14 protein-coding genes are annotated in these 17,584 nt (G+C 38.2%); 7 read left to right on the top strand and 7 right to left on the bottom strand.

The genetic code is table 11. From position 1 onward, the window contains the following. The first annotated feature begins 4 nt into the window (after positions 1–4). The 7 genes from FNN09_RS04475 (at position 5) to FNN09_RS04445 (ending at position 9,633) form a co-directional block, all read left to right on the top strand. Positions 5–1,609 (top strand): sulfatase, encoded by a 1,605-nt coding sequence (locus tag FNN09_RS04475; RefSeq protein WP_143300283.1) that lies wholly within the window; start codon positions 5–7, stop codon positions 1,607–1,609. Between the two features lie 322 nt (positions 1,610–1,931). Continuing rightward, positions 1,932–2,786 (top strand): toxin-antitoxin system YwqK family antitoxin, encoded by an 855-nt coding sequence (locus tag FNN09_RS04470; RefSeq protein ID WP_143300282.1) that lies wholly within the window; start codon positions 1,932–1,934, stop codon positions 2,784–2,786. Between the two features lie 111 nt (positions 2,787–2,897). Then, complete coding sequence (locus FNN09_RS04465; RefSeq protein ID WP_143300281.1) at positions 2,898–4,505, top strand: S8 family serine peptidase; 1,608 nt, start codon at positions 2,898–2,900, stop codon at positions 4,503–4,505. A gap of 4 nt (positions 4,506–4,509) precedes the next feature. Further along, positions 4,510–5,895, top strand: coding sequence for an exodeoxyribonuclease VII large subunit (gene xseA / locus FNN09_RS04460; protein WP_143300280.1), 1,386 nt, complete (start codon positions 4,510–4,512; stop codon positions 5,893–5,895). 59 nt (positions 5,896–5,954) lie between these two features. Next, a complete protein-coding gene (locus FNN09_RS04455) occupies positions 5,955–8,198 on the top strand; it encodes a tetratricopeptide repeat protein (protein WP_143300279.1) in 2,244 nt (747 codons plus the stop codon). Between the two features lie 12 nt (positions 8,199–8,210). Then, positions 8,211–8,411, top strand: coding sequence for an exodeoxyribonuclease VII small subunit (gene xseB / locus FNN09_RS04450; RefSeq protein WP_143300278.1), 201 nt, complete (start codon positions 8,211–8,213; stop codon positions 8,409–8,411). Between the two features lie 181 nt (positions 8,412–8,592). Next, positions 8,593–9,633: a GMP reductase gene (locus tag FNN09_RS04445; protein WP_143300277.1), complete on the top strand. Its 1,041-nt coding sequence runs from the start codon at positions 8,593–8,595 to the stop codon at positions 9,631–9,633. A 69-nt stretch (positions 9,634–9,702) separates the two neighbouring features. Here the strand turns inward: FNN09_RS04445 and FNN09_RS04440 are convergent, their stop codons facing one another. The 7 genes from FNN09_RS04440 to FNN09_RS04410 all read right to left on the bottom strand — a co-directional run bounded on the left by FNN09_RS04440 (position 9,703) and on the right by FNN09_RS04410 (position 17,563). Continuing rightward, complete coding sequence (locus FNN09_RS04440; protein ID WP_143300276.1) at positions 9,703–10,152, bottom strand: GatB/YqeY domain-containing protein; 450 nt, start codon at positions 10,150–10,152, stop codon at positions 9,703–9,705. 46 nt (positions 10,153–10,198) lie between these two features. Further along, the gene (ftsZ, locus tag FNN09_RS04435; protein WP_143300275.1) at positions 10,199–11,701 is read right to left on the bottom strand and encodes a cell division protein FtsZ; all 1,503 of its coding nucleotides are present in this window, start codon (positions 11,699–11,701) and stop codon (positions 10,199–10,201) included. Positions 11,702–11,722: 21 nt separating this feature from the next. After that, positions 11,723–13,060: a cell division protein FtsA gene (gene ftsA, locus FNN09_RS04430; protein WP_143300274.1), complete on the bottom strand. Its 1,338-nt coding sequence runs from the start codon at positions 13,058–13,060 to the stop codon at positions 11,723–11,725. A gap of 5 nt (positions 13,061–13,065) precedes the next feature. Continuing rightward, positions 13,066–13,794 carry a cell division protein FtsQ/DivIB gene (locus FNN09_RS04425; protein WP_143300273.1) on the bottom strand — a complete coding sequence of 243 codons (729 nt, stop codon included), beginning with the start codon at positions 13,792–13,794 and terminating at the stop codon, positions 13,066–13,068. 95 nt (positions 13,795–13,889) lie between these two features. Further along, positions 13,890–15,278, bottom strand: a complete 1,389-nt coding sequence (gene murC / locus FNN09_RS04420) for a UDP-N-acetylmuramate--L-alanine ligase (RefSeq protein ID WP_143300272.1) — start codon at positions 15,276–15,278, stop codon at positions 13,890–13,892. 1 nt (position 15,279) lies between these two features. Beyond that, on the bottom strand, positions 15,280–16,377 hold the full coding sequence (murG, locus tag FNN09_RS04415; protein WP_143300271.1) for an undecaprenyldiphospho-muramoylpentapeptide beta-N-acetylglucosaminyltransferase: 1,098 nt from the start codon (positions 16,375–16,377) through the stop codon (positions 15,280–15,282). Continuing rightward, on the bottom strand, positions 16,364–17,563 hold the full coding sequence (locus tag FNN09_RS04410; protein ID WP_143300270.1) for an FtsW/RodA/SpoVE family cell cycle protein: 1,200 nt from the start codon (positions 17,561–17,563) through the stop codon (positions 16,364–16,366). The genes murG and FNN09_RS04410 overlap by 14 nt, the downstream gene beginning before the upstream one ends. Positions 17,564–17,584: the final 21 nt, after the last annotated feature.

The raw sequence follows: 17,584 nt of genomic DNA, 5'->3' as shown, positions 1-17,584 counted from the left end.
AATCATGCATAAACTCTCGCTCTTAAGTAACTCAATATATTACGTCTGTACACTCTACCTACTCGCAATGGTTGCTGGGTGTGGAGATAAATCGAAAGAGCTTAGCCAAGATACTAATCAGCCTAATGTGTTATTTATTTCGGTTGATGATTTAAATGATTGGATAGGTCTACTAGGAGATCAAGGACATTCAGATGTTAAAACACCTAACCTTGACCGCCTGGCTCGCCGAGGTGTGTATTTTTCAAATAATCATGCCAATGTGCCAGTTTGCACCCCTTCTCGCTTAGGTGTAATGACTGGGCTTAGTGCTGTTTCAACAGGATGCTACTCAAATACGAGCGGCGTGCAAAACAAGAATTTATGGAATGAAACACTTGCTCTACCAGCATTATTTAGGCTGAATGGTTATCATACCATGGCGTGTGGAAAAATTGAAGGACATGCATGTTACGACATTGAGATTGACCATCCCGAGCAAAAAATGTGGGATGAAAGAGCACCTCGTAGTTTTAATATGACCGATGATTTGATGAAAGATGGAGATGGTTATAACGGTGTCTATTTTTATCCATTCCCCAAAGGAGGGTCACCAATAAAAAAACTCAATCCAAAATACAAAGGTCACTCCTTATGTGCCGGGCCAATAGATCGAAAAGATTTACCAACAGGAAAAATGCCTGACGAATTATCAGCAGACTGGGCAATTGAGCGTTTAAATCGTGATTACGAAAAGCCTTTTATACTTGGAGTAGGATTTGTACGACCGCATGTACCATACACTGCTCCACAGGAGTTTTTTGATTTGTATCCCATCAACAAAATTAATATTCCAAGTGAGCCCAAAGGAGAGCTAGATGATATACCTATGTACGGAAAAGCTATGGCTTATGGTGCTTTTGAGCCAAGCAACGAAATGCTTGTTCGAGATTTAGGGCCTGATTACAGAAAGCATCTGGTACAAGGTTACCTGGCATGCGTTTCTTTTCTAGATGCTCAAGTTGGTAAGGTTTTGAGTGCTTTGGAAGAAAGTAAATATGCTGATAATACCATCATTGTGCTTTGGTCAGACCACGGTCAGCATTTAGGCGAAAAACGTAGCTGGCGCAAGAACACGCTTTGGGAAGAATCAACTAATAGCCCAATGATTTGGGTTGTGCCTGGATTAACTAAAGCAGACGGGATATGTTCGCAAGCAACAAGTTTGATGGACATATATCCAACTCTTGATCAACTTTGCAACCTACAGAACACTAATAATGTAGATGGAATTAGTTTAGTTCCCCAGTTAAAAAATGTAGAAACAAAACGTAGCACCCCAGCAATCACGTCCTACTCATATGGAAGTCATTCTGTACGAGAAGAACGTTGGCATTACATTCGTTATTACAACGGGGAAGAAGAGTTATACGATGGTGATTCGGATCAGGGGGAGCATTATAACTTAGCCAATGATCCAAAATACAAGGACATTATTGAGCAAATGAAAGGGCATCTGCCTAAAGATATTCATCATTCAGCACAAAAAAGTAAAACATTTAAAACCTATAATACGCGAGCTGACTTATGGAAAATTGATGCATCATTGATACCAGAATGGTTACAATAGACAAAAAAGATAAGTCTATATCTATCTGCAAATCAGAATGTACTGAAAATTACATGGTATTGTATAACAATGGTAATCCTTTTATTTGCAAGCAAACCTACCCAAGTTGGCACCACATCTGCATTAAAAGCCTTAGTCAACTAATAATCAGTGCGCTTACTTTAAAGAAGTGAAGTAATAATCACTCCATAATACGATTAAAGAAAGTCTCCTGTTTAGGGGACTTTTTTTTTGTATTTTTGAAACCTGTTTTTAAAATGTCAGTAACAGCAAAAGGGCATTGTTTTTGCCTTAGGAAAATCTTTGTTTAAAGAATTATATTATGAATATGAAGTTGGCTCTTCTGCTACTAGTTATGATTTTAATGAGCTTTAATAGCTCTGCTCAAATGGATGTTTTTGGTAATCGCGTACCAGCAAAAAAGAAAACCATTGCACCTATCCCTCCAAACTACAACCAAACAGACGCCAGTGGATTAAAACAAGGCCCCTGGGAAAAACGATACACCGATGGTACTCCACTTTATAAAGCGACATTCAAAAACAATAAACCAGTTGGTAAATACACTCGCTTTTATCCTAATGGCAAAAAGAGCTTAGAAATTGTGTACGACGAAAATGGTGTTATTGGCGATGCCAAATTATTCAACGACGAAGGCAAACTTAGCTCCGAAGGACAGTACAAAGGCAAACTGAAAATAGGTCAGTGGACGTATTACACTGAAAAAGAAACAAAGCTAGCCACCGAGGAGTTTGAAGAAGGGAAGGCTCACGGCGAATACAAAGTATATTATGCCAATGGTGCCGTTTCAGAAGTGGTCACTTGGAAAGAAGGAAAGAAGCATGGAGATTGGTTAAAGTTTTTTGAAAATGGATCGCCACTCTTAAAGGCAAACCATTCCGAAGGGCAGTTACAGGGGAAGTACCTATACTATTTTAAAAAAGGTCAATTAGAAATTGATGCTCAATATAAAAATGGTAAAGAAGATGGAACATGGACTTTTTTCTATGCCGATGGCAAAGTGAATTATGAATTAAAATACAAAAATGGAACGCTCTTAAATCCTGAAGTGCTAGAGAAGAGAAGAGCAGAAGAACAAGCCGAGTTTGAAAAGCGTAAAGACAGCTTAAAAGACCCTGAAAAGATGCAAAATAACCCGGAACAGTTCATGAGATAAGAAGAACATTCACAATGTTATCCACCGAAACGAGCCAAGAAGAATTCTTCACTCAGGAGCATTATTAATTTTGGCGAGTTCCATGTGGCAAATGATAATAAATTCAAATAGATGAAAAAACAAATAACCATACTCACTTTTATTCTAATTGCATTAGTCTCTAAAGCGCAGGATGGCTATTTCGTTTCATTTACTGATAAAAATAACTCCCCGTTTTCGCTTGATAAGCCTGGCGACTATCTGTCACAAAGAGCTATTGATCGCCGAAGCCGACAAAACATTGCTATTCTGGAAGAAGATTTACCAGTAAATCAGAGCTATGTAGACAGTTTAATAAAAGCGGGAATTGATGTACGCCATACAAGTAAGTGGCTCAATGGTGCCATTGTTTTTTCAAACAACACAGAGTTGATGGATACGTTAATGCGAGTATCGTTCATAAATTCAGTTGAAAAAACAAACCCGAGCACTAGTTATTCAACAAGGTCTAAATTTGAAAAAGACTATCCCTTACTTAAAAACTCATCAAACAATGAGTATGGCGAATCACAAACTCAAATAGAAACAGTTAATGGCCACAAGCTTCACGAGCGTGACTTTAAAGGCCATGATTTATTAATTGCGGTTATTGATGCTGGTTTTTACAAAGTAGATGAGCTACCACTTTTTCAACACTTGTGGGACAATGAGCGCATTATCGGCACAAAGGATTTTGTTAACCCACAATCTAACATATTTGATGAACATACCCATGGCATGAATGTGTTGTCAATCATTGGTGGTTATACTGAACAGGAATACATAGGCTCGGCTCCCGATGCATCATTTTGGCTTCTACGTTCCGAAGATGTTTCTTCTGAGCACCCAATAGAGCCCGATTATTGGATTTGTGCAGCTGAATTTGCCGATAGTGCAGGCGTTGATATCATTAATACATCATTGGGTTATTACGAATTTGACTCGCCTTCTACGAGCTATTCCTATGCGGATATGAATGGATCAACGCGCATTTCAAGAGCATCAGACATTGCGGCTTCAAAAGGCATGCTAATCGTAACAAGTGCTGGCAACGAAGGCAATGGTAACTGGCAATACATTGGTGCTCCAGCCGATGCAAAAAACTGTCTGGCTGTTGGCGCAATGAATGCCGATAGTACCAAAGCCAATTTTTCATCCATTGGCCCATCCGCAGACTTTCGTATTAAACCAGAAATAAGTGCAATGGGTGTGGCCGTAGCCTACCAAGGGCCTTATGCAAGTATACGTAAAGGTAATGGCACTTCATTTTCCGCACCAATTATAAGTGGTTTAGCCGCCTGCCTTTGGCAATCAATGCCATATAAGACTGCCGATGAGATACGAGATTTAATAATACAAGGTGCTCATCAAACCGACAATCCGGATAATGAATTTGGCTATGGGATTGCCAATTTTGATGAAGCCTACCACGTTGATGTGCCCAATTTAAAAAATGACAAAGTTAAATGCCAAGTATCTCCCAACCCCTTCTCTAATCAATTAAAGATTAGAAGCAATATTGCTCAGTCATTCACTGTATCAATTGTTGATGTAATTGGTAATTTAAAATACCAACAAACTCATCATCAAAGCAAAGTAATTGTGATTAATACATTAGGACACCTTCCGCGTGGATTGTATATTATCACTATTGAAAACAAAAGCTTTAAGCAGCACGTTAAAGTGATTAAAAGCCATTAAAACCATGCCGCCAAAGCACCAAAGCTTATTTGAGCTCAATCAAAATATCAAAGATCAACTTAGCCAGTCCTTTCCTACCAGCTATTGGGTTGTGGCCGAAATAAGTGAAATCCGAACGGTTAGAAGTGGTCATTGCTACCTGGAACTAATTGAAAAAGAAGATGATTCGGACCAGGTAAAAGCAAAAGCACGCGCGACTATTTGGGCTTATACCTACCGAATGATTAAGCCCTACTTCGAAACAACAACAAAGCAAGCCTTAACAGCAGGACTTAAAATATTAATTAAGGTTAGTGTTGAGTTTCAAGAAGTATATGGTTTTAGTCTTAATATCAAAGACATTGACCCAACCTTTACATTAGGAGATATTGCCAGGCGCAAATTGGAAGTGATTAAGCAGCTTGAGGAAGATGGCGTAATGGACATGAATAAGGAAGTTGAATTATCAACAGTTCCACAAACCATTGCCGTTATTTCTTCGCCAACAGCAGCTGGTTACGAAGACTTTGTTAAACAACTCGAAAATAATCCTGACGGTTACAAAGTTCATCATCATTTATTTCCTGCAACAATGCAGGGCGATGATGCGGAACAATCGATTATTAACAGCCTTGATCGCATCTATCAATACGAACATATTTTTGATGCAGTGGCCTTGATTAGAGGCGGTGGGTCAACAGCCGACCTAATGTGTTTCGACTCTTACGAATTAGCATTAAACATTGCTCAGTTCCCCTTGCCTATTCTAACTGGTATTGGTCATGAACGTGATGAATCAGTAGCTGACATGGTGGCCCACACACGCCTTAAAACACCCACAGCTGTAGCCGAATTTATTATAGAAAACATTAGTAGTTTTGATGGGTATTTAATGGATTTACAAGAGCAATTTGTGAACAATACCAAACAACTATTAAATGAAAAAAAGCATCGTTTAGACATAGCGGCGCTTAGCATTCAACCACAGCTTAACAAGGCGCTATCGCAAAAAAAACAATATCAATCAGAAGCTGCTCAGCGTCTTGACTTCATTACGCGTAATTACTTCCATAAGCAAGAATCTTTCTTCTCACACGTTAAAGAATCGGTTCACTATTTAACTAAGAAACAAGTAAGAAGTGGCCTGCAAAAACAAGCGTTTCTATCGACCAGGCTAAAGCTCGAAGTATCTGCGCTTATGAAAAACCAACACCAAAAAATACAACTATCGCAGCGCACAATAGAACTTCGCGATCCTAAAAACATTATAGCCAAAGGTTATTCAATTACCTACAAAGACAATAAACCTGTTAAAAACCTGAATGCAATTAAGGCAGGCGATGAAATTCAAACGCTTACAAATGGAGGTAAAATACTTAGCCGTGTAGAAAAAATAACACCCGAAAAATAACATTTTGTGCCCCCCTTTTTATATTTTGTGCTCAGATTATTAAGCCTATTCTCATTCTGATGACGACCAAACTCTCAAAGCACAATACCAGAGCACGCATATTTTATGTATTTGTTTTATTCATTCCTTTTCTCTGCCTGAGCGCACAGCAAGCCGATACTGACCTTCAGCATGAAGCATACAAACTTGTTGAGAAAGCCAAAACTGATGTTACTAAGGAAGAAAAAATATCACTTTGTAAGAAGGCAATAAACAGCATCCAAAAAAGCGATAATATGTCGTTTAAGTTTGATATTAATTATCAAGCAGCAATTATTCTCTATCAAACAAAGCAATTCAGCGAAGCTAAAAAAGCTTTTGATTATGCCTTATCTGTAAAATCATATGCTTCAGATATTGTATTAGAAGGGGATATACAAGAATACCTTGGCTGGATAAGTAAAGAAAATAACAACTACGATGAGGCAATTTTACACTTTAATTCAGCTATCAATGTTTTTACATTGAATAAGCAATACGAAAAGTTGGCGAACACCTACAATAGTATCGGTGCAATGTATTGGTACCTCAGAGACTACCCACAAGCTCTTGAAAACTTCAGTAAGGTTCTTAGTATTGGCGAAGAAATAGATAACACACCATTAATTAGAAAAGGACTTACCAACAAAGGGGTTGTACTAAACACCTTAGCGCATTACAATCAAGCATTAATTTGTTTCGAGAGAGCCCTTGAAATTAACCAATACGACAACGATTTATATACGCGAGCGGTACTCTTAAACAACATTGGTAATATCAATACTGAACTAAAGCATTACGACCATGCCATTAATAATTTTACAGAGGCGCTTGAAATTCATTCAAAACTGGAAAATAAGGAAGGCTTAAGCGATTGCTATAATAACCTTGGAGAGGTTTATTTAGATCTCGGTAATATTATACTTGCTCTTGAAAACTATCAAATATCACTTAGCTTATTTAAAGAAGAGGGCGATAGCGGAAAAATTGCTGCTTCCTACTTAAACATAGGCCGGGCGCACCAACATGGCAAACAGTATAGCAAAGCAATTTCATACTTTGAGAAAACACTTAAAATAATTTTAAACCTCGAAGACCCATCGATAAAAGCCGAAACATACCTGCATTTAGGTCAAACACTAATGATCAATCAGCATTATGAACAAGCAAAAGATTATTTGGACCAAGCTCTTGAACTTTCAAACTCATTACAGGAACAGGCTTTAAAGGTTCAAACGCTCAATAGTCTTTCGGAGTGGTGTAGTTTACAAGGCAGATACAAGGAAGCTTTGCATTACAAAACACAATATTCTGAGCTAAAAGATGATATTACAGATGAACAAGCTTTGCAAAGTAGCGCTCGTATGGAAGCCGTATACAAATCACTGCGTAAAGACGAACAAATTTCATTATTACAACAAGATAACATTGACACCTTGGCAAGCTTGGAATTAGCAAGAAACAGCCATGTTGTATACCTTGTAATTACAGGCTTACTTCTTCTACTCGTTATTGTTCTTTTCTTGGCATTCCGGATGAAGCGCAAGACTGAGCGTTTGTTAAAGGATAAAAACAGAGAACTTAAGGAGCTGAATTCAACCAAGGATAAATTCTTCTCAATTATAGCCCATGACTTAAAAAGCCCCTTTAGCTCCCTCATGGGTTTTGCCGAAATGCTAACGTTAAATGCAGAATCGAAAAACACCAAAGAGGTAATTGAGTATTCGCAAATCATCCACAACTCGACTAAACGTTTGTTAGGCCTAGTCGAGAATCTACTTCAATGGTCACGCACACAAATTGGAACAACTGAATTTCGCCCCTCTCAACTCGATATATCCATTCAAACGCATAATATTGTATCCTTACTTCGATTAAATGCTGAAGAAAAAGACATTGTGATTAGTCCTAAAATAGAGCGTAATTTGGTTGCCTGGGCCGACGAAAACTTATACAATACAGTACTAAGAAACCTCATTAGTAATGCCATCAAATTTTCGCGCATTGGAAGCGTTATTTATGTTAGAGCAGGCATAAAAAATGACATGATTCAGATATCCGTAGCTGATTCAGGAGTTGGTATTCGTCAGGAAAACCTGGAAAAGTTATTTATGGTTGACTCTACATTCAGCACAAAGGGTACCTTAAACGAAAAAGGCACGGGCCTTGGATTAGTATTGTGTAAAGAATTTGTTGAAATTAACCAAGGTCAAATATGGGCAGAAAGCTCTCTTGAAAAAGGGAGTACATTTTATTTTACATTACCTTTGTTTAACAAACAATAAAACGTTTGAAAAATGACTAAAAAGAAACTTACCTATAACGAAGCCGTTAGCGAAATAGAAGAGATTCTCCAACTAATAGAAAACGAAGAGTTAGATGTTGATGACTTATCAACCAAGGTCAAACGAGTAAGTGCACTTATTAAAATGTGTAAAGATAAACTACACAAAACCGAACAAGAAGTTGAGAAAATTCTCAATGAAATAGATAATTAATTTAAGTACTGCATCTAACTAATTTAAAAACCATTACCTCCAATTCGGCTATCAAAAAAGATACTTACAAAATTTATTAATCAACAAGCATCCATTAACATATCATCTACATCATTTTTGTTTCTTGCAAATATTGATAATAATCATGTATCTTTGTCTGTAATCAAAAAAACATGTAAAGATGAGAGTAGAATACGACATTAAGTTAGGATTCAAAGATGTCATGTTCAGACCCAAACGTTCTACATTAAAAAGTAGATCTCAAGTTAGTTTGCAACGTACATTTAAATTCATGCACACCACAATTGAATGGACTGGCGTACCAATTATGGCAGCCAACATGGATACTGTGGGTACATTTGAAATGGCCAAAAAACTAGCCGAGAAAGATATGTTTACAGCCATTCATAAACATTACACACTTGATGAATGGAATGCTTTTTTGAAAGATGCTCCTCAAGGCATCGAAAACAACTTAGCTGTTAGTACTGGTACGGGAGAAAAGGATTTGGAAAAAGTCAGCGCTATCTTCAGCACTAATCCACACCTTAAGTTCATTTGCATTGATGTTGCCAATGGCTATTCAGAGCATTTTGTAGCCTTTGTTAAGCAAGCACGTCAATTATTTCCTGATAAAGTAATTATAGCAGGTAATGTTGTAACCGGAGAAATGGTTGAAGAATTACTTTTAGCCGGAGCTGATATCATCAAAGTGGGTATTGGTCCGGGTTCAGTATGTACTACTCGTGTTAAAACAGGAGTAGGTTACCCGCAATTATCTGCTATTGTTGAATGTGCCGACGCAGCACATGGTTTGGGTGGTCAAATCATTAGCGATGGTGGTTGCTCTGTTCCTGGCGATGTTTCCAAAGCATTTGGCGCTGGTGCCGATTTTGTAATGCTTGGCGGCATGCTAGCTGGTCATGATGAAAGTGGTGGTCAGGTTGTCGAAAAAGATGGAAAGAAATACAAGCAGTTTTATGGCATGAGCTCAGCTACAGCAATGGATAAACATGCTGGTGGCGTTGCTGAATACCGTGCAAGCGAGGGTAAAACCGTAGAAGTTGAATACCGTGGAGCAGTTGAAAACACTGTTCAGGATATACTAGGAGGTGTTAGAAGCACTTGTACTTATGTTGGAGCCTCTCAACTTAAGGAATTAACAAAACGTACCACATTCATTCGTGTTGCCGAACAAGAAAATCGTGTTTATACCAAGTAACACGAATATCTAAAAAATAAGAAAGCCGCTAAAACTAGCGGCTTTCTTGTATATGATGGTTTCTAATGCTTAACCAAGCAATTGCTTCACAACTACAGAAATATCTTTACCATCGGCTTTTCCAGCCAATTCTTTAGATGCAACACCCATCACTTTTCCCATCTCTTTCATCGAACTAGCACCTACACGCTCAATTATAGCCTGTACAATTGGTTTTAATTCTTCCTGTGACAGTTGTTGTGGCAAATAAACTTCAATAGCTTTCACTTCTTCCAGTTCCTTTTCTGCTAAATCCTCACGATTTTGCGAACTGAATAATGCGGCAGCATCCTTACGCTGCTTCACCATCTTTTGAACAATTTTCATCACGTCAGCGTCAGTCAACTCTTCTGCTGCACCTTTTGATGTTTTTGCCTCAATAACTTCTTTCTTAATACCACGCAAAGCCTCCAGACGAACTTTGTCTTTCGCTTTCATGGCTTCTTTTATATCGCTATTAACCTGTAACTCTAAACTCATAACTACCTAACTTAAATATTATACATTTACTAATTCTGTAACAGAATTAGTCTACATTATCGTGTAAATAGGGATTATCTTTACTTATCTGCGGTCCATTTTTAGGATCATCTGACAATGAAAAACGACTAACTTTTTTCTCTTGGCTTATTCTAGTATTAGCTTGTTGATCACCAACAGGCATTTGTCGACGTTTATAAGCAGGTACATTCTCAATCTGCTCAATATAACGCTCATCTTCCATCTCCTCCTGGCTCATTTTCGCTTTGTAATAGCTCGCTCCTGCCGCTTCAAAACCCTCATCAATAAAGTTATCGGCACTAGGATTAAAATGATCCACTTCTGATTTTCTACTTTGTGGAACTACGGGCTGATAAAAAGAATCCATTCGTTCCTGTTTCTTTTGATCTACCGTATCAAAATCAATAACACGTCCTCTTTCTTCATTAATTTCAGATGATAGTTCAGGAACAGAATCCTCAACAGAACTTGGGCCAGCCGTTATTTCACCCTCTTCATCCAACGAAAAGCGAGTAACCTTATCTTGATTCTTTTTTACACGATGTTCAATCAATTGCTCTGATACAAAGCCAGTAGCTATTATGGTTACACAAACTTGTTTACCAAGTGTTTCATCGGTTCCTGTACCCCAAATAATGGAAGCATTATCGCCAACAACCTCTTGAACGTAATCAGTTACTTCTCCCACTTCATCCATGGTAACTTCATCAATTCCTGAAGTAATATTTAATAAGATATTTCGGGCGCCTTGAATTTCGTTATTATTTAATAATGGAGACTCCAACGATGCTTGTATCGCATCTAAAGCACGTGTTTCGCCTTCTGCATAAGCAGATCCCATAACCGCAACACCACTTTCTTTCATCACCGTTTCAACATCGGCGAAATCAACATTTATATATCCATGAACCGTTATAATCTCAGCAATTCCTTTGGCTGCTGTTGCTAACACATCATCTGCCTTGGAGAAAGCATTGGACAGTTTTAAATCACCAAACATCTCCCTTAGTCGCTCATTATTAATGATTAATAACGAATCGACATTCTTTTCCATTTCGGCAATACCGTCTAATGCTTGATTGATACGAAGTTTTCCTTCAAATCGAAAGGGAATGGTAACGATTCCCACTGTAAGAATCCCCATCTCTTTGGCCGTTTTTGCAATTATAGGTGCTGCACCAGTACCTGTACCACCACCCATTCCAGCAGTTACAAATACCATTTTGGTATTTTCATTCAGTACACTTACCACATCCTCCAGGTTCTCGATGGCTGACTCTCTACCTTTATCAGGTTTATTTCCAGCCCCTCTACCTTCGGTCAACGATTCGCCAAGCTGTATTTTAACAGGCACAGGACTACTTTCTAATGCCTGAGCATCCGTATTACAAACAACAAAGTTTACATCTTTAATACCTAAGCCATACATGTAATTGACGGCATTACTTCCACCACCACCAACACCAATCACTTTTATGATCGAAGACTCAGATTGTGGCATATCAAAATTCATCAATTCCTCACTCATATCCGTCCAGATTTACCTACACTACATTTCAACATCCTTCTCATCGAAGATGTTAACTATACCATTTTTTATACCACTAAAGAGGTTTCCTGTTTTATAATTTGATTTTTCCTTTTTAGGTTTCTCACGCTTAACAGATGCTCTTTGTTGCTCTTCCCATTTAGGCTCCACTTCGCCAAATAATTCAGGCTCTACAATTGAACGTTTAGGACGCTCCATCGCACTTAAAACTAAGCCAATACTTGTGGAGTAGTTTGGTAAATGAGCCTTTGGTGGAACATCTCCTTCAAGACATTGATCAGGCAAGCCTATTCTAACATCTAATCCACTTCTATATTTGATTAATTGCGGTAAGTTCTTTAATAAGGCGCCACCTCCAGTTAATACAATTCCAGCTCCAACTTTATCGTAACAACCCGAGTTTTCAACCTGAAACATGACATAATCTATTATTTCCTCCATGCGCGCCTGAATAATATAGGCAAGGCTTTTGAAAGAAATCTCTTTTGGCTCCCATCCTGCAATTCCAGGAATGGTTACTACCATATCTTCACGGGCTGCATCACCCATGGCTGAACCAAACTGCACTTTTAAGGATTCGGCTTGTTTATACAACACCGAACATCCCTCTTTAATATCAGATGTAACAACATTTCCACCAAAAGGAATAACCGCTGTATGACGAATAATTCCATCGTAGAAAACGGCCACATCAGTCGTGCCTCCGCCTATATCCACCAATACTACACCTGCTTCTTTCTCCTCTTCGGTTAATACACTTTTGGATGATGCAAGCGGTTCTAGAATTAAGTCATTTAAATGAAGAGCTACACGTCGAATACATTTCTCAATGTTTTTAACTGAAGCAATACGCCCCAACACAATGTGGAAATTACCTTCAAGCCGACGACCTGACATGCCAACAGGGTTTTTCACACCCATCTCATTATCTACAATGTAATCCTGAGGAATTACATGCATTATTTTCTCACCAGCTTCCACTGGTATTTTGTAGTTATCTATGAACAAATTATCGACATCATCCTGGTTAATTTCTAAACCATTTTCAATGAAACGATACCCACGATTACGCAAACTTTTGATGTGTTGCCCTGCAATACCAACGTAAACATCTTTTAGCTTGATGTCTAATTTGCTTTCAATCCTTGCAATGGCAACTTTAATAGAGGCAACTGTTTCATCAATATTTAAAACAACACCTCTTTTTACGCCAATAGATGGCACCTGCTCCATGCCGAGCAACTGTAATTTTCCATTTTCCAATTTACGTCCAACAATGGCTACAATTTTAGTTGTACCTATGTCAATCGCTGCTATCAGGTTAGGTTCGTGGTTCATAACATCTATCCTTTTGTACAAACAACTTGTCCTTTATATTTTAAACTTACTTTCTTATACAAATTCCATTCACGGGTATCCCACCCGTTTTTATAAAGCGCCTTTAAATTGCGCAATTTACTTTCAGTGTTTTCAATGGTACCAAACTCAACTATATGATCCCCTACTCGAGGTACTAAGGTAAGTTCACCTTTTTTGTCAACATAAATCTGCTCGATTTGCGCTTTCCAGAACTTATCCTGGTAAAGCGTAGTTGCAATGGCCATTAAATCCTCCATCGAAGACAACCTTTTAACAAAACCATTCACCACTAACACGTGAGCTGTATGGTGCTTGAAAAGAGGCATTTTATCGCCTTTCATGTCCAAATAATACGATGTGTTATTATCAAAAATCCGAACTAAGGGTTCACGTTGCGTTACATTCAAGTGCAGTGCACCACCGTAGGTAACAAACACTTCGCAATTTTCAATAGCTGGATGTTTCATAAAAAACAACTCCATTTGATTACAATCCACATCTTGAATATGTCCACCTAACAAGCCTGGATATTTACTTAGCACCAAATCATTCATTTCATCTTGTGAAATAAAACGATTTTCAACGCTATCACATATTGATGGCACAATTTCGCTACACACCACCTCATGCTTATCAATGGCTACAAAGGCAAATATGATCGGGAAATAAATTCCGATTAAAACTCCGAATAATATGTTTTTCCAGCGTTTCATTTACTACTAAACCTTCTAAATCCGCTTAAATATAAACTTTTCAACCTACTAAGCCCTGTGTAACAATTATTATTTATTAACAATTTGTTAAACGACTATTTATTACTGATAAACTCATCTAATTTTTCTTTTAAAAGCGGAACTTCTTTATCAATATCACCCGCTCCTAAAGTCAATAACAACTCCAGTTCATCCTCCAAAAGAACATCACTCAAATCATTTTTACTAACAACACGAACATCGGAATTCTTCATGCGCGATGCAATCATCTCAGAATTGACATTTTCAATTGGCAGCTCGCGTGCAGGATAAATATCCAGTAGCAATGTTCGATCAGCCTTATCCAATGACTCTGCAAAACCATCGGCAAAATCACGTGTACGAGTGTACAAATGGGGCTGAAAAACAACCGTAATTTTTTTATCAGGATAAATAGCTTTAACTGATTTCATAATCGCATTAATCTCCTCTGGATGATGTGCATAATCATCAATAAACACCAGTTCATCGGTGTTTATTTGGTATTGAAACCGACGTCTTATACCTTCAAAGGTTGGTAATGACTTCCGTATCTCTTCTTCATCTACACCACCCAATAATGCCAAGCCGATAGCACCGACTGCATTTTCAACATTTACCAATCCGGGCACTCCCATGTACAAACTCTTGATAAGTCCAAAAGGCGTTTGTAAATCAAAATGGTACAAACCATCAATTAGTTTGAAGTTGAATGCACTAAAGTCTGCCTTTTCGTCAATTGAATAGGTAAAAACTTCAATCTCCTCATTCACATCATCAACAGGAAGCCCAAGTTTATGTAACAACACACCACCTGACTCAATCTTAGATACAAACTCATGAAAAGCATCAGTAATCGATTCCTTGTCACCATAGATATCTAAATGATCAGCATCCATAGCCGACAACAAGGCCAAATGAGGTGTTAAATGCAAAAAAGAACGATCAAATTCATCAGCCTCCAATACCATGTAGGACGAGTTGGCATTGTGTAAAAAATTGGTTTTATAATTATTGATTATTCCGCCTAAAAAAGCATTACACCCAACCTCTGACTGTGTATACAAATGTGCCGCCATGGAAGAAATTGTGGTCTTTCCATGTGTACCCGCAACACAAACACTATTCTTCCCCTGAGAAATTATGCCCAATACTTCGGCGCGCTTTCGCACGTCAAAACCATTATCTTGAAAATATCGTAGTTCGGTATGTTCCTTTGGAATAGCTGGGGTATAAACAACTAATGTGGATTTTTTATCGCGATAAGGAAGTTGAATTTGATTAACATCGTCTTCGTAATGAATTTGCACACCTTCTGACTCAAGCTCAGATGTTAAAACGGTTGAAACACGGTCGTATCCAGCTACTGCCAATCCTTCATATTTAAAGAAGCGAGCAATCGCACTCATACCAATACCACCTACACCAACAAAGTAGACACTTTTTATATCCTTTAGCTGTAACATACTATTTATTTTGAGCCAATTTCAACACTTCAGAAGCAATCACCTTTGCAGCATCCTGCTTTGCGAATTGCTTAATATTTTGCGACAATATTGTTAGTTTATCCTGATCAGCCAATAAACACTCCATTTCAGAAATAAGAGAATCAACCATTGCATCCTTAATCAAAATGGCAGCTTCCTTATCCACAAGAGCCATGGCATTTTTTGTTTGATGATCTTCTGAAACATTGGGCGAAGGCACAAAAATAGTGGGCTTGCCAATAATAGCTAATTCAGAAATTGAACTCGCTCCTGCGCGCGACACCACCATATCGGCCGCAGCAAAAGCCATATCCATTCGACCAATAAAATCAGTTACAATCACTCTATCTTTCAACTCTACTGGCAACTTTGACTTCATCTCATCAAAATAAAACTTACCAGTTTGCCATATCAACTGTATATCACTTGGTAAATTAGCAATGGTATTAATCAAACCATTATTAATGGAACGCGCACCCAAACTTCCACCAATAACAAGAACAGTTTTCTTGTTAGCATCCAGTTCCCAAAAATCGAGAGCCTCATCCTTACTAATTGTATTAATCAAATCTTTTCGAACAGGATTACCTGTTACCAATATTTTATCCTTTGCGAAAAAACGTTCCATCCCATCGTATGCCACACATATTTTTGCAGCTTTTTTCGCCAATATCTTGTTGGTTACACCTGGATAGGAATTTTGCTCTTGTAGCAAGCTTGGTATACCCGATTGCGACGCAATGCGAAGCACAGGACCGCTCGCATATCCTCCAACACCAACAGCCACATCAGGCTTAAAGTCCTTAATAACCCTACGAGCCTTTAGCATACTCCTGATTAACTTAAAAGGAAAAGCCAAATTCCTAAGCGTCAACTTTCGATGAAAGCCAGCCACTGGCAGCCCAACAATATCATAACCCGCTGCGGGTACTTTGTCCATCTCCATTTTCCCCTCTGCACCTACAAAAAGTATTTGCGCACTCGGCTCTAATTCTTTTAGTGAATTAGCGATAGATATAGCTGGAAAAATATGGCCTCCAGTACCACCTCCACTAACTATTACTTTAATTGGACTCATAATTTTCTTTTTCTTCTTGTGCAGCTAACTCCGATTCTTCAATATTATTGCGACTTACGCTTAAAATAGCACCCAAAGCCAAGCAAGTAAATAAGGTAGAAGTACCCCCCATACTAACCAATGGCAAAGGCTGACCCGTTACTGGCATAACGCCTACCGCCACTCCCATATTTATAAAGGCCTGAATGACCAACAAGGTAGACAAGCCTACCACCAGAAAGGCGGGAAACGTTCGACTACACGCCCTCACAATAACACCAGCCCTAAAGAGTAATATTAGATAAGCGAACATAATTAAAAAGCCTCCTAATAAAATACCCCATTCCTCGATAATAATCGCATAAACAAAATCACTATATGGATGAGGCAAGAAATATCGTTGTTGACTATTTCCTGGCCCTTTACCCCAGAAAACACCACTTGTTGCAATGGCCATTTGCGATCGCTCGGATTGGTAGTCTGCCGAACTTCCTTTTTCCTGATTCACTTCATCGTCTCCAACAAATCGTTCTATTCGCGCTTTCCAGGTACTTGCACGGTGTAAAAATGGCACATATTCCGATAAAAAGATGATTACAAAAACAAAGATCAAAACAGCCGCTACAGTACCCATAAGATATTTCATTGACACCCTGCCAATCATCATTACCACCCAACTTGTAAACCCAATTAATGCAGCAGTTGAAAAGTCATCTTTAAATATTAATGCACAAACAATTCCAACATGAATCATAATTGGCTTAAAAGCCTCATCAGCAGTCCTATCATTGCCCTGATACTGTGCTAACACCTTGGCGATATACATCATCAAAGCCAACTTTGCAATTTCTGATGGCTGAAACGAAATACCAACAACTGGCACGGTCAACCATCGACTGGCCTGATTAAGACTAACTCCAGAAACGGCGGTAATAGCCAAAAGAACGATAGATATATAAAGAAAAATAGTAGCAAACCTGGCAAACCACTTATAATTAACATGATGAACAGCGATAATAATACCAATGCCGACTAGCAAAAACTTCGCATGCCTGAATAAATAATATACAGCATTACCATCTTGATGTTTATAAGCCAAGTTACCTGTTGCACTATAAACCACCAAACAAGAAAATACAGACAATAAGATAATTACATACCATATTATCCGATCTCCCTTGATGTATTTTTTTAATAAATCGTTCATTATCTACCTCTTAATTCAACA

This window comes from Carboxylicivirga sp. M1479 (assembly GCF_007097485.1).
Taxonomy (GTDB): Bacteria; Bacteroidota; Bacteroidia; order Bacteroidales; family Marinilabiliaceae; genus Carboxylicivirga.
This window is presented reverse-complemented; position numbering and strand designations above follow the sequence as displayed.

Bases quoted from the DNA above. Each gene is read 5' to 3' on its own strand.
- FNN09_RS04475 (WP_143300283.1), top strand. From the start codon at position 5: ATGCATAAACTCTCGCTCTTAAGTAACTCAATATATTACGTCTGTACA.
- FNN09_RS04470 (WP_143300282.1), top strand. From the start codon at position 1,932: ATGAATATGAAGTTGGCTCTTCTGCTACTAGTTATGATTTTAATGAGC.
- FNN09_RS04465 (WP_143300281.1), top strand. From the start codon at position 2,898: ATGAAAAAACAAATAACCATACTCACTTTTATTCTAATTGCATTAGTC.
- xseA (WP_143300280.1), top strand. From the start codon at position 4,510: ATGCCGCCAAAGCACCAAAGCTTATTTGAGCTCAATCAAAATATCAAA.
- FNN09_RS04455 (WP_143300279.1), top strand. From the start codon at position 5,955: ATGACGACCAAACTCTCAAAGCACAATACCAGAGCACGCATATTTTAT.
- xseB (WP_143300278.1), top strand. From the start codon at position 8,211: ATGACTAAAAAGAAACTTACCTATAACGAAGCCGTTAGCGAAATAGAA.
- FNN09_RS04445 (WP_143300277.1), top strand. From the start codon at position 8,593: ATGAGAGTAGAATACGACATTAAGTTAGGATTCAAAGATGTCATGTTC.
- FNN09_RS04440 (WP_143300276.1), bottom strand. From the start codon at position 10,152: ATGAGTTTAGAGTTACAGGTTAATAGCGATATAAAAGAAGCCATGAAA.
- ftsZ (WP_143300275.1), bottom strand. From the start codon at position 11,701: ATGAGTGAGGAATTGATGAATTTTGATATGCCACAATCTGAGTCTTCG.
- ftsA (WP_143300274.1), bottom strand. From the start codon at position 13,060: ATGAACCACGAACCTAACCTGATAGCAGCGATTGACATAGGTACAACT.
- FNN09_RS04425 (WP_143300273.1), bottom strand. From the start codon at position 13,794: ATGAAACGCTGGAAAAACATATTATTCGGAGTTTTAATCGGAATTTAT.
- murC (WP_143300272.1), bottom strand. From the start codon at position 15,278: ATGTTACAGCTAAAGGATATAAAAAGTGTCTACTTTGTTGGTGTAGGT.
- murG (WP_143300271.1), bottom strand. From the start codon at position 16,377: ATGAGTCCAATTAAAGTAATAGTTAGTGGAGGTGGTACTGGAGGCCAT.
- FNN09_RS04410 (WP_143300270.1), bottom strand. From the start codon at position 17,563: ATGAACGATTTATTAAAAAAATACATCAAGGGAGATCGGATAATATGG.